The sequence below is a fragment of the Streptomyces deserti genome, assembly GCF_054782695.1.
Map to the genome: position 1 here is coordinate 20,808 of NZ_BAAGRZ010000007.1, position 11,733 is coordinate 32,540.

12 protein-coding genes are annotated in these 11,733 nt (G+C 70.6%); 7 read left to right on the forward strand and 5 right to left on the reverse strand.

Annotation, left to right across the window (positions count from 1 at the left end):
• Window positions 1-132: 132 nt before the first annotated feature.
• From ACYVMZ_RS14950 to ACYVMZ_RS14960, 3 genes are all read right to left on the reverse strand, one after another.
• Window positions 133-687: a hypothetical protein gene (locus ACYVMZ_RS14950; protein ID WP_461079632.1), complete on the reverse strand. Its 555-nt coding sequence runs from the start codon at window positions 685-687 to the stop codon at window positions 133-135.
• 97 nt (window positions 688-784) lie between these two features.
• Window positions 785-1,291: a hypothetical protein gene (locus ACYVMZ_RS14955; protein WP_461079634.1), complete on the reverse strand. Its 507-nt coding sequence runs from the start codon at window positions 1,289-1,291 to the stop codon at window positions 785-787.
• 96 nt (window positions 1,292-1,387) lie between these two features.
• Entirely contained in the window at window positions 1,388-2,995 is a 1,608-nt protein-coding gene (locus ACYVMZ_RS14960) for a beta-N-acetylhexosaminidase (RefSeq protein WP_461080042.1), read from the reverse strand.
• 234 nt (window positions 2,996-3,229) lie between these two features.
• On the opposite strand from ACYVMZ_RS14960, the gene ACYVMZ_RS14965 reads away from it, so the two are divergent.
• The 6 genes from ACYVMZ_RS14965 (at window position 3,230) to ACYVMZ_RS14990 (ending at window position 8,190) form a co-directional block, all read left to right on the forward strand.
• Complete coding sequence (locus ACYVMZ_RS14965) at window positions 3,230-3,769, forward strand: 2-oxo-4-hydroxy-4-carboxy-5-ureidoimidazoline decarboxylase (RefSeq protein WP_461079636.1); 540 nt, start codon at window positions 3,230-3,232, stop codon at window positions 3,767-3,769.
• A 220-nt stretch (window positions 3,770-3,989) separates the two neighbouring features.
• Window positions 3,990-4,370 carry a succinate dehydrogenase, cytochrome b556 subunit gene (gene sdhC, locus ACYVMZ_RS14970; RefSeq protein WP_461079638.1) on the forward strand — a complete coding sequence of 127 codons (381 nt, stop codon included), beginning with the start codon at window positions 3,990-3,992 and terminating at the stop codon, window positions 4,368-4,370.
• Window positions 4,371-4,375: 5 nt separating this feature from the next.
• Window positions 4,376-4,858 carry a succinate dehydrogenase hydrophobic membrane anchor subunit gene (locus tag ACYVMZ_RS14975; protein ID WP_461079640.1) on the forward strand — a complete coding sequence of 161 codons (483 nt, stop codon included), beginning with the start codon at window positions 4,376-4,378 and terminating at the stop codon, window positions 4,856-4,858.
• 19 nt (window positions 4,859-4,877) lie between these two features.
• On the forward strand, window positions 4,878-6,632 hold the full coding sequence (gene sdhA / locus ACYVMZ_RS14980; RefSeq protein WP_461079642.1) for a succinate dehydrogenase flavoprotein subunit: 1,755 nt from the start codon (window positions 4,878-4,880) through the stop codon (window positions 6,630-6,632).
• The gene (locus tag ACYVMZ_RS14985) at window positions 6,632-7,411 is read left to right on the forward strand and encodes a succinate dehydrogenase iron-sulfur subunit (protein WP_461079644.1); all 780 of its coding nucleotides are present in this window, start codon (window positions 6,632-6,634) and stop codon (window positions 7,409-7,411) included. The genes sdhA and ACYVMZ_RS14985 overlap by 1 nt, the downstream gene beginning before the upstream one ends.
• 152 nt (window positions 7,412-7,563) lie before the next feature.
• The gene (locus ACYVMZ_RS14990; protein WP_461079646.1) at window positions 7,564-8,190 is read left to right on the forward strand and encodes a Uma2 family endonuclease; all 627 of its coding nucleotides are present in this window, start codon (window positions 7,564-7,566) and stop codon (window positions 8,188-8,190) included.
• A gap of 24 nt (window positions 8,191-8,214) precedes the next feature.
• Here ACYVMZ_RS14990 and ACYVMZ_RS14995 read toward each other — a convergent pair whose 3' ends face one another.
• The gene (locus ACYVMZ_RS14995; protein WP_461079648.1) at window positions 8,215-10,686 is read right to left on the reverse strand and encodes a DUF4132 domain-containing protein; all 2,472 of its coding nucleotides are present in this window, start codon (window positions 10,684-10,686) and stop codon (window positions 8,215-8,217) included.
• Complete coding sequence (locus ACYVMZ_RS15000) at window positions 10,686-11,078, reverse strand: hypothetical protein (protein ID WP_461079650.1); 393 nt, start codon at window positions 11,076-11,078, stop codon at window positions 10,686-10,688. The genes ACYVMZ_RS14995 and ACYVMZ_RS15000 overlap by 1 nt, the downstream gene beginning before the upstream one ends.
• 232 nt (window positions 11,079-11,310) lie before the next feature.
• On the opposite strand from ACYVMZ_RS15000, the gene ACYVMZ_RS15005 reads away from it, so the two are divergent.
• Complete coding sequence (locus ACYVMZ_RS15005; RefSeq protein WP_461079652.1) at window positions 11,311-11,721, forward strand: VOC family protein; 411 nt, start codon at window positions 11,311-11,313, stop codon at window positions 11,719-11,721.
• Window positions 11,722-11,733 lie beyond the last annotated feature (12 nt).

Sequence of the window (11,733 nt, forward strand, 5' to 3'; positions counted from 1 at the left end):
GCCCGCCCAGGACGGCCGCCTCGGCCACCGGCCCCTCAGCCCCGCTTCCGACCAGCCCCGGTTCCGATCAGCCATGGTTCCGATCAGCCCCGATTTCCGACCAGCCATGGTTCCGACCAGTCATGGTTCCGATCAGCCCCGGTTCCGGATGCGGCGCGACACGACCGCGCGCAACACCCGCCGCCCCTCCGTCGACACCTCCAGCGCCCCGCGCAGTCCGGCCGCGCCGTGCCCGGCGAGGAGTTCCAGGACGGTTATCTGACGGCGCAGTTCGGCGGCGACGAGCGGTGACATGCCCTCCGTACGGCCCTGGCGCCGGGCGTCGACCGAGGCCGCCTCGTCCTCGGCGGGGTCCAGCATCCGGTGGATCTGCAGGGACGCGACCGAGCAGGCGTCGGCCCACACCCGGACCTCGGCGGCGCACGGCTCGGCCGGGGCGGCGGCCAGCATCCGGCGGGCGAGCAGCGCGGCCTCGTCCGCCGAGTCGAAGGCGTCCAGTTTGCCGCGCGCCTGCTCCAGGCCCCGGCCCCAGTCACCGGCGTCGGCGGTGTCCGTGAGGCTCTGCCACAGGGGCCGCAGGATCTCGTCGTCACCGCCCAGCAGGGGCGCACACCGATCCAAACAAGCCAGCCCGCTCACGGCCAGCCCGCGCTCGTCGGCCTGTGCGATCAGTTCCACCAGGCTCATCCACGCCTCCCTACCGCGGGCCTCCACCGGGCCTCCACCGGGCGCCTCCCTAACGGAGCCCGCACTTCCCCTTACTGCGTGCGACGGCCCGGGAGTGTCACTCGGGCACCACCCCGAGCCGGTCGAGCAGCCGGAAGAAGAGGTTTTCGGCCACCGGGTCGGGGTCGGCGGTCAGCACCTCGACGAGGGCGTCGGCGTCCGCGGTGAACCCGGCCTCGGCGGCCCACTCGACCGCGCGCCCGGCGGCGTCACGGGGTTCCAGGAAGTAGTCCTCGAGCGTGAGCCCCTCCCGGTCGGCGCCGAGGTACCCGGCCATCGCGGCCCGCGCCAGACATGTCGTCCACGCCCCGCTCTGAGGCGCCGCCGCCTCGACCACCACGCAGTCGCTGTCCATCACGTACCCGAAGAGGGCGGGCGCCCCGGTCTCCAGGGCGAGGGTGTTCATGTTCCCGACGTCGCCGTCGCTGCTCGGGTACTCCCAGACCTGCCACCCGCCGGGCGCCGAGGTGCGGAGCGTCATCACCTCCTCGGCCCCCGCCAGCGCGTCCAGCTCGGCGAGCGGTCGCTCCGCGCGCCCCACGACGAAATACCCCCAGTACCCCATGTCCCGGCTTCCCCCCGGCGATTCGGTTCCGCTCGCACCGAAACACCACCACAGTCGTACGGGAGTTCGCAGCCGTATGGGGCAACTCGTACCGGCTCAGCCCAGCCGGTCCGCCAGCGCGCGGAACTGCGCCCAGGACAGCTCCGGCCGCCCCGGATCCCAGAGCTTCTGTACGGTCGCCCGCAGCGGCAGCCGGATCCCGGCCGCGACCTGCTCCTGCGTCTGGGAGTTCGCGAGGTCGCACCACACCGCGAAGGACCCGCCGAGGATCTGGCCGTCGTACCGCGCCGGCACGGCGGTGGTGCCGCGCAGGACCCGCGGGTTCCACTGCTCGTAGATCCGCTGCCCGGTCGGGTAGACGAAGGTCTGCGGCTGCCCGAGCACGTAGTAGAGGAACTCGTCGTTGTAGTTGATGACCTTCCGGCCGGCGTTCAGGTACTCCACCGGCTGCCGGGCGCCGATCTCCTTGCCGGTCCAGTAGGCGACCTGGATGTCCTCGGCCGCCTGCACGGACGTGCCGCGGAAGAAGCCGTCGTTCCAGGCGCGCGGCGTGCGGTCGTGGGCGCGGACCGTGTCGGCGCGGTCGTTGAGCCAGCCGGTGGCGAGGTCGGCGACGGTCGCGCCGGAGCCGTACGCCTCCCGCGCGGCGGCGGCCAGCTGCGGGAAGGATGCCTCCGGGTCGGAGAACGTCAGCGCCTGGTACTCGTCGCCGCCCAGGTGCCACTGCCCGCCGGGGAACAGGCCGGCGTACTCGTCGAGCAGGTCGTCGACGATCTTGGCGGAGTCGTCCTTGGAGATGTCGATGGCGCCCCGCACCGCCGTGCCCCGCGCGCTGCGCAGCTGGAGCTCGGGGTGAGCGGCGATCACGGCACCGAGATGCCCGGGCGAGTCGATCTCGGGCACGACGGTGATGTGCCGGCTGGCCGCCAGCTGCACGATCTTCCTGACCTGCGCCTTGGTCAGGTGCTCCTTGGACACGACCTCCGGGTGCGTGTCGGACTCGATCCGGAACCCCTGGTCGTCGGAGAAGTGCAGCCCGAGCTGGTTGAACTTCAGGTCGCCCAATTCCCGGATCCGGTCCTCGATCCAGCCGGCCGTGAAGTGCTTGCGGGCGATGTCCAGCATGAACCCGCGCACCGGCTTGGCCGGCTCGTCGCGCACCACACCCTCCGGCGCCGTACCGCCGCCGTGCACCGCCTGCTTCAGGGTGCGGGTGCCGTAGAACACGCCCGCGTCGGCGGGCCCGCTGATGTTCACCCGCCCGCCGCGCACGGTCATGGTGTACGACTCCGGGTCCGCGCCCTCGTCGCCGTTCAGCGCCAGCCGGACGTCCCCGGCGCGCACGTCGCCCTTCTCACCCGCGTACGTCAGCCCCAGCTCGCCGGCGATCAGCCGCCCCTCGTCGGCCAGGTCGGCGTCGTTCACGACCACGCGGGCTCCGCGCTCCGGCTTCCAGCCCGGTCCGCGCGCCGGAGTGTGCGCCCGTACGGCCGGGATCGTGCGGGGCGTCGCGGACAGGGGGTAGGAGCGGCTGGGGCTCGGGGACTGTGCCCGCGCGGTGGGCGTGGCCGCGGACCGCGCCTCGGAGGTCCGCGCCGCCGAACCCGCGGGCCCGCCGCCGTCGTCGCCCGAGGACGCCCAGAGGCCCAGGCTCACCCCGCCGGACACCACGACCAGGGCCGCGGCCACCGCCACGATCAGCACCCGCCGCTGTTTCTCCTTCTGCGCCGGCACCCGGCGCCTGTGCTGGCTCACCCCGCCAACCTACGGCCCGATGCGGACGGGGGCCGTCCACCACGCGTTTCGAATCTCTCTCGCGCGGGTGAAATTCGGGCATCCGTCGGACACGTCACGTCCACTCTCGATAACGTGGCACCACACCTCTCACAAGATCCCCTGCTGACACACACGTGACGCCCACGAGGACCCACGCTGGCTGTGCACCGCCTCCCCGACCTCCCCGGCCGTACCGCCATACCGGTGGAGCACTTCAACACCGCCTCCGCCGAGGACGTCCAGCGCATGCTGCTGACCTGTCTGCACAGCCCCCGCTGGGCCGACCGCGTCGCCGGCCACCGCCCGTACCCGGACGTGGCCGCCCTGCTGGCCGCGGCGGACGAGGCGGCGTACGACCTGACCTGGGGGGACTTGTCGGAGGCCCTGGCAGCCGAGTCCCTGCCGCCCCTCCCGGTGGGCACCTACTCCGCCGCCCACACGGCGCTCAGCGCGGCGCACGCGGCGTACGAGGCCCGCTTCGGCCACGTGTTCGTCATCTGCCTGGACGGCGTACCTCCGGAGGAGTCCCTGGACCACGTCCTGGAAGCCATCCGGTCACGATTGACCAACGATCCGGAGGAGGAACGCGCGGTGACTGCGGAGCAGCTCCGCCGCCTGGCGAGGGGCAGACTGGTGAGAAATCTCAGGGGCGCGGGGCCGTGTGAATGCGCGGCTCCGCCGCGTGGCGCGACAAGCCACTGACGGCGCGCACCCGGCAAATCGGCCGGAAACACCCACCTCACTGGCCGCGATAGCCCACACGTACCTCTTTGAGTGCCAGTTTGATCACACCGCGGGGCCCCCGCTCAGCCCGGCGGCAGCGCATCGCTACGATGCTGGGGGCCGGTGGACCGTACCCGGCCGGGCCCGACCGACACTGAAGCCGGCGCGGCCCCAATCCCCGCTCCCGGAGGAAACTTCCGTGCCGGCTGGAACGCTGTACCGCGGCCGGGAAGGAATGTGGTCCTGGGTGGCTCACCGAGTCACCGGCGTCCTCATTTTCTTCTTCCTGTTCGTTCACGTGCTGGACACCGCACTCGTCCGTGTGTCGCCCGAGGCCTACGACACCGTCGTGGCCACGTACAAGACGCCCATCGTCGCGCTGCTGGAGTACGGCCTCGTCGCCGCCATCCTCTTCCACGCGCTCAACGGTCTGCGCGTCATCGCCGTCGACTTCTGGATCAAGGGCGCGCGCTACCAGAAGCAGATGCTCTGGGCCGTCGTCGGTCTGTGGGTCGTGCTGATGCTCGGGGCGGTCTACCCCGTCCTCGGCCACGCCGCTCGTGAACTGTTCGGGAGCTGACGCCAATGTCCACGACTGAGAAGACCGCCTCGGGCATCGGCCCCGTCGAAGGCGGATCCGTCTACACCGTCGACAACCCGGCGCCCCTCATCGAGCCGCCGCGCAAGCGCACCAAGAAGACCCCGAAGACCACCCGGGGCAACTTCGAGATGGCCGCCTGGCTGTTCATGCGCCTGTCCGGCATCGTGCTGGTCGTCCTGGTGATCGGCCACCTGCTGATCCAGCTCGTGCTGGACGGCGGCGTCTCCAAGATCGGCTTCGCCTTCGTGGCGGGCCGCTGGGCGAGCCCCTTCTGGCAGGTCTGGGACCTGCTGATGCTGTGGCTGGCGATGCTGCACGGCGCCAACGGCCTGCGCACGGTCATCAACGACTACGCGGAGCGCGCGAACACCCGGCTGTGGCTCAAGGGCCTGCTCTACACCGCCACGGTGTTCACCATCCTGCTGGGCACGCTGGTGATCTTCACCTTCGACCCGAACATCCGCTAGGCACGGGGCTGCGAGAATCATGAAGATCCACAAGTACGACACCGTCATCGTCGGCGCCGGTGGCGCCGGTATGCGCGCCGCCATCGAGTCGACGAAGCGCAGCCGCACCGCCGTGCTCACCAAGCTCTACCCGACCCGCTCCCACACGGGCGCCGCGCAGGGCGGCATGGCCGCCGCGCTCGCCAACGTGGAGGAGGACAACTGGGAGTGGCACACCTTCGACACGGTCAAGGGCGGTGACTACCTGGTCGACCAGGACGCCGCCGAGATCCTGGCGAAGGAGGCCATCGACTCCGTCCTCGACCTGGAGAAGATGGGCCTGCCGTTCAACCGCACCCCGAACGGCACCATCGACCAGCGCCGCTTCGGCGGTCACAGCCGGAACCACGGCGAGGCCCCGGTCCGCCGCTCCTGCTACGCGGCCGACCGCACCGGCCACATGATCCTTCAGACGCTGTACCAGAACTGCGTCAAGCACGGCGTGGAGTTCTTCAACGAGTTCTACGTCCTGGACCAGCTGATCACCGAGGTCGGCGGCGTCAAGCGGTCGGCCGGTGTCGTGGCGTACGAGCTGGCCACCGGCGAGATCCACATCTTCCAGGCGAAGGCCGTGATCTACGCCTCCGGCGGCTGCGGCAAGTTCTTCAAGGTGACGTCGAACGCGCACACGCTGACCGGTGACGGCCAGGCGGCGGTGTACCGGCGGGGCATTCCGCTGGAGGACATGGAGTTCTTCCAGTTCCACCCGACCGGCATCTGGCGCATGGGCATCCTGCTGACGGAGGGCGCCCGCGGTGAGGGCGGCATCCTCCGCAACAAGGACGGCGAGCGCTTCATGGAGAAGTACGCGCCGGTCATGAAGGACCTGGCGTCGCGTGACGTCGTGTCCCGGTCCATCTACACGGAGATCCGCGAGGGCCGCGGCTGCGGTCCCGAGGGTGACCACGTCTACCTGGACCTCACCCACCTGCCGCCGGAGCAGCTGGACGCCAAGCTCCCGGACATCACCGAGTTCGCCCGCACCTACCTGGGCATCGAGCCGTACACGGACCCGATCCCGATCCAGCCCACGGCCCACTACGCGATGGGCGGCATCCCGACCAACGTCGAGGGTGAGGTCCTGGCGGACAACACCACCGTCGTCCCGGGCCTGTACGCGGCCGGCGAGGTCGCCTGCGTGTCCGTGCACGGCGCCAACCGCCTCGGCACCAACTCGCTGCTGGACATCAACGTGTTCGGCAAGCGGGCCGGCATCGCGGCGGCGGAGTACTCCCAGACGGCGAACTTCGTCGAGCTGCCCGAGGCCCCGGAGTCCTTCGTCGCCGAACAGATCGAGCGCCTGCGCAACTCCACGGGCAACGAGCGGGTGTCGACCCTGCGTCGCGAGCTGCAGGAGACCATGGACGCGAACGTCATGGTGTTCCGCACCGAGCAGACGATCAAGACGGCGGTCGAGAAGATCGCCGAGCTCAAGGAGCGCTACAAGAACGTGGCGATCCAGGACAAGGGCAAGCGGTTCAACACGGACCTCCTCGAGGCGATCGAGCTGGGCAACCTGCTCGACCTGGCCGAGGTCATGGCGGTGTCCGCCCTGGCCCGCAAGGAGTCCCGCGGCGGTCACTACCGCGAGGACTACCCGAACCGCGACGACGTCAACTTCATGCGCCACACCATGGCGTACCGCGAGGTCGGCGCCGACGGCACCGAAACCGTCCGTCTCGACTACAAGCCGGTCGTCCAGACCCGCTACCAGCCGATGGAGCGTAAGTACTGATGGCTACCCCTGTTCTGGACAAGGAAGACGCGGCCGGCAAGCCCGAGCCCGGTTTCGCCGACTCCCCGTACATCACGGTCACCTTCCGGGTCCGCCGCTTCAACCCGGAGGTCTCGGCCGAGGCGACCTGGGAAGACTTCCAGATCGAGATCGACCCCAAGGAGCGCGTCCTCGACGCCCTGCACAAGATCAAGTGGGACGTCGACGGCACGCTGACCTTCCGCCGCTCCTGCGCCCACGGCATCTGCGGCTCCGACGCCATGCGGATCAACGGCAAGAACCGCCTGGCGTGCAAGACGCTGATCAAGGACATCAGCCCCGAGAAGCCGATCACGGTCGAGCCCATCAAGGGCCTGACGGTCCTGAAGGACCTGGTCGTGGACATGGAGCCGTTCTTCCAGGCGTACCGGGACGTGATGCCCTTCCTGATCACGAAGGACACCAACGAGCCCACGCGCGAGCGCCTGCAGTCGGCGGAAGACCGGGAACGCTTCGACGACACCACGAAGTGCATCCTGTGCGCCGCCTGCACCACCTCGTGCCCGGTCTTCTGGAACGACGGCCAGTACTTCGGCCCGGCCGCCATCGTCAACGCGCACCGCTTCATCTTCGACTCGCGTGACGAGGCCGGCGAGCAGCGCCTGGAGATCCTCAACGACCGCGACGGCGTCTGGCGCTGCCGCACGACCTTCAACTGCACGGACGCCTGCCCGCGCGGCATCGAGGTCACGAAGGCGATCGCGGAGGTGAAGCGGGCGCTGATCACGCGCCGCTACTGAGACCTCCCGGTGTATGTCCGAGGGCCCCGTTTCCGCTGGATACGGGGCCCTCGGGCATATGCACACCATGGGGTGAACGGAGCCGGCAAGGACGCACGGGCGTCGTCCGACCTACGATGATGCTCTCGACACCTGCCCACGGGAGGCACCTGATGTCAGCTGCATCCGTCGAGCAGCCTTTCGACCATGACGACGACGAGCCGGTCACCCTCACGACCATCGCCGACGAGATCATGGAGCGCCATCCGGGCTACCGCGTCGAGATCATCGGAGGCCATCTCCTCGTGACCCCGTCCCCGGATGCTCCCCACGCTCGCGCCCTGACCGGCCTCATGCTCCCGTTCATCGCAGCCGGCCTGCACGGTGGCGAAACAGAGGTCCTCCAGAACGTCGGACTGTGGCTCCCCACCGGCGACGAGGACTACGCCATCCCCGACCTCGTGGTGGTGGACGCCGACATCGACGATCACTTCGTCGAGAACAACGCGTACGACCCTGCCTGCTTCCGCCTCGTCCTGGAGGTCACCTCGGGGAACTGGAAGGACGACCTCAAGACCAAGGTCACCGCCTACGCCGAGGCCAAGGTCCCGGTGTACGTCGTCGTGGACCGTGAGCACCAGCGCCTGCACGTCCTCACCGAACCGTCCGGAGACGACTACGCGAACCACCGCGTTCACGCCCCCGGCGAGACCGTGGCGCTGCCGGACTCGATCGGCGCCAAGGTCACCCTCGACGTGGCCGAGATCCTCACGGCGGGACAGCCCCGCACGAGCGACTGAGCGAACCCCGGCCCCCGGACCCGCCTACAGCTGGCTGAGGATCGTCGGGTCCGTGATCTCCGTGTCGTTGGCCAGCATCATCGCCTTGCTCAGGATCACCGCCAGCATGCGGTCCCCCTCGAAGGGCAGATACCCGGTCTGCGCGGCGGACGGGTCGGACTTCGGGACGATGCACAGGTACTGGTCGTTCGGGGTCCTGAGGATGTTGCCCGAGCCGAGGTGGATCTTGTACGTGTGGCGTTCGCCCTTCACGTGCAGGAAGCGGCCCTCGATGGTGCAGCGGTCGGCTGTCGCCAGGCGTGGGATCAGGCGTTCGAGCAGGGCCCGGCGCGTCTCCGCGCTCTGGTTCAGTTCACCGAAGCCGTACGACGTCCAGTACTCCCGGAAACGGCCGCCGGGGCCGCCGTCCTGCCAGGTCGGGTCGTTGCCGACGCTGGCGACGCCGACGAACAGGTCGACGTCGCGCAGGACTTCGGACAGGACCAGGGGCGGGATGTCCGTGAGGGGGAGCGGGTCGGCCGGGGCCGCGCCGCCGCGCAGCCACATGCGGTACTCGCCGCCGTAGCAGTGTGCCGAGTTCTGCGGGGCGTCGATCGGGTAGAAGCGGACCTGGTCGGTGCGCAGGCGCAGGTAGCTGCCGGAGTCCGTGGTGTCGACGCCGTACTCCTCGCCGTCGCCCTCGATCCAGTACTCGGCGCGCAGGCCCCAGGCGGGCAGGTCGCGTGTCGCCGGCGGGGCCTCGTCGTCGACGCACAGGCGCAGCTTGTTGCGCCAGCCCCGGATCGCCGCCAGGGAGTGGAACTGGTGCTGGCGCAGGATGTGGGCGGCGAAGCGGTTGGAGTACGTGCCCGTGGCGCGCTCGGCGTCCGTCAGCAGGTACACCTCGCGGTGGGCCTGCTTGAACGGCTGGGTGATGCCGTGCCGCTCCAGCCAGTCGCGCCAGGCGACGATCTCGGCGGGCTCGTGGCCGACCGGGTGCCAGAGTTCGACCTGCATGCCCTCTTCGACGGGTGTGTCGGTGAGGGTGCGCAGGGCTCCGTCGGCGTATCCGGCCGTCGTGCCGTCGACCGTCCAGAGGAGGCGGCGGGCCAGCGTGCCGACCAGGGGGTGGTCGAGGTAGCGCTCGCGCCAGGCGGCGTACGGCCAGGTGCGGCGGGCGAGGAACTGGCGGTCCAGGCGCTCGCTCTGCGCCGAGAGCATCCGGTCGATGTCCTTGACGGCGGCCTTGAGTTCCTTGAGCTCGTCGGCGTGGTCGCGCCGCACGGCGGCGGGCACGGTCTTGACCGCCTTGCCGGCGGCGTTGCGCCAGCCGAGCACGGCCCTGGAGCCCTGGACGCGCACGACGGCGGTGGCTTCGCCGAGGCGGTGTTCCGCCCGGCCGACCTCCGTCAGGCCGTAGGAGGGCACGGCCAGTTCCTCGATCTCCTCGCGGCTGAGGCCGAGTGCCGCTGCTCTCGTCTCCAGGGCGGTGTCCAGAAGCTTGGCCGTGTTCTTGTACGTCACCCGTGTGACCAGGCGGGCGAGTTCGGCGAGGGCGGTCTCGCCGTCGATGCGGGCGAGGGCGACGACACCGGCGTTGGCGACCTTGGGGTTGCGCGGGCCGAGTCCGGCGGCCTTCTTCAGCGAGGTCTCCACGAGGGCGCCGAGCGCGCGGGGCACCTCGGGGTGGGGCGGCAGGAGCGACAGCAGCCAGGCCAGGCCGCGCAGGGCGGTGGCGTTGTAGGGGTCGTAGGCGCTGTTGATGTCCGGCTGCCAGTCGCGGCGCTCCAGCGGGAGGGTGCGGGGGCGGCCGACGAGGGCGAGCCAGGGCAGGACGGCCGCGCGGACGCGGTCGGCGCCGAGGGCGTCGATCAGGGCGCGGGCCCGCTTGTCCCACTTGGCGGTGGGCTTGGAGGCGGTGGCGGTCAGGGCGTGGCCGAGCAGGGCCTGCCAGTCGGGGCCGGTGGCGTCACGCAGGGCCTGTTCGGCCCATTCCTCGCCGACGTTGAGGACGGGGTCGGTGAGCTCCTTCGCCAACGCGGCCAACTCCTCACAGGTGTAGGCGTCCAGAGCCGTACGGCGGATGACGGCCACGACGGGCGGGGCGAGCGGCCGGCCGGCGGCCAGCTCGGCCCGGGCCAGGACGTCGAAGCGCTCCGCGTGCCAGAACGAGTGCCTCCGCGCGAGGTCGTCCAGGGCCTTCAGACGCTCGGCGGCCAGGGGGTCGTCGTCGAGGCCGTCGGAGAGCAGCCCGCACAGGGCGAGGTGGCGGCAGCGGTCCCGCGCGTCGTCACCGGCCCGCTCGAAACGGTCGGCCAGGGCGCGCACCAGTGCGCGGCGGTCCGCCGGCGGCAGCTCCCGCAGCATGCCGAGAAGGTCGCCCCAGCTTCCGCTCCAGCGGCCGCCGCTGGAGTCCAGCACCCTCAGCGCCTCGTCGGCGACCCGGTCGATGTCGCCGTCGGCGAGCCGGTTGCGCATCCGGTCCGTGTGCGCGCGGGGAGATCGGAAGGCGGCCATCAGCCACCCACCAGCGGTACGAGCTTCAGGAACGTGACCTCGGTGCCGAGCGTCAGCTCTATCTCCTCGTCGGGGTCGGTGACCTGACGGTCCCCCACCAGCACCAGGAAGCCGTTGCCCCCGAAGGCCCGCAGCGCCAGCTCCGTCTGTGTCTCGGGGTCGATGCGGCGGCGCGTGCGCACCGCGTAGCCGTTCAGCACCCGCTCGGTGTCGGCGGGCTGCACCAGGCCCTGGAACACCTCCGGCCTGCGCGCGTTGTACTCGGCGACCTCCTGGAACACCCGGCGCCGGATCAGCTCACGCACGGTGAGCCGCTCCTCGGCGATCTCCAGACCCCAGGCGGCGCTCCGGTCCCCCGTTGTCGTCTCGTCGACGAACGTCACGATTCCCATGCCGACGACAGTACGAGGCACCACTGACAATCGAGCCTCCGCCGAGAACCGAGGCACCACTGACAATCAAGCCTCCGCCGAGAACCGAGGCTCCGCTGACAACTGAGGCACCGTCGACAACCGCGAGACACCGCCGACGACCAAGGCACCGTCGACAACCGAGACACCACCGGAGACCGAGGCACCACCGGCAATCACCGGTTGCGGCCGATCATCGCCCTACTCTGACGGTATGTCAGATGACGAGTCGTACGAACTGCTCGGGTTCGACAACGTGCTGCTGCCCGTCGGGGACCTCGGCGAGGCCGTGGGGTTCTACGGGCGGGCCGGGTTCCCGTTGGATTTCCGGCTCGACGAGGCCGGGATCGCGCTGCTGAAGGTCGGGGGCGAGACGCCCGGGATCCTGCTGCGGCAGGAGGAGGCGCTGGGGCACCGCCCGCCGCCGTGGCCCTCCCCGCGCGTGTGGCTGGAGGTGGCGGACGCCCGGGCGGCGGCGCGGGCGCTGCGCGACGCGGGCATCCCCCTGCTCGACGAGCCGTCCGCCGTCGCCACCGGCTGGGCCGTCGAGGTCGCCGATCCGTGGGGGAACGTCATCGGCTTCACGGACTACTCCAAGCGCCCGGAGCTCGGCCGACGGCCGTGACGCGCCCGATGG

Coding starts and splice junctions, on each gene's coding strand:
- ACYVMZ_RS14995 (WP_461079648.1), bottom strand. CDS start 10,686: ATGGCCGCCTTCCGATCTCCCCGCGCGCACACGGACCGGATGCGCAAC.
- ACYVMZ_RS14950 (WP_461079632.1), bottom strand. CDS start 687: ATGAGCCTGGTGGAACTGATCGCACAGGCCGACGAGCGCGGGCTGGCC.
- ACYVMZ_RS14975 (WP_461079640.1), top strand. CDS start 4,376: ATGTCCACGACTGAGAAGACCGCCTCGGGCATCGGCCCCGTCGAAGGC.
- ACYVMZ_RS15005 (WP_461079652.1), top strand. CDS start 11,311: ATGTCAGATGACGAGTCGTACGAACTGCTCGGGTTCGACAACGTGCTG.
- ACYVMZ_RS14955 (WP_461079634.1), bottom strand. CDS start 1,291: ATGGGGTACTGGGGGTATTTCGTCGTGGGGCGCGCGGAGCGACCGCTC.
- sdhA (WP_461079642.1), top strand. CDS start 4,878: ATGAAGATCCACAAGTACGACACCGTCATCGTCGGCGCCGGTGGCGCC.
- ACYVMZ_RS15000 (WP_461079650.1), bottom strand. CDS start 11,078: ATGGGAATCGTGACGTTCGTCGACGAGACGACAACGGGGGACCGGAGC.
- ACYVMZ_RS14990 (WP_461079646.1), top strand. CDS start 7,564: ATGTCAGCTGCATCCGTCGAGCAGCCTTTCGACCATGACGACGACGAG.
- ACYVMZ_RS14985 (WP_461079644.1), top strand. CDS start 6,632: ATGGCTACCCCTGTTCTGGACAAGGAAGACGCGGCCGGCAAGCCCGAG.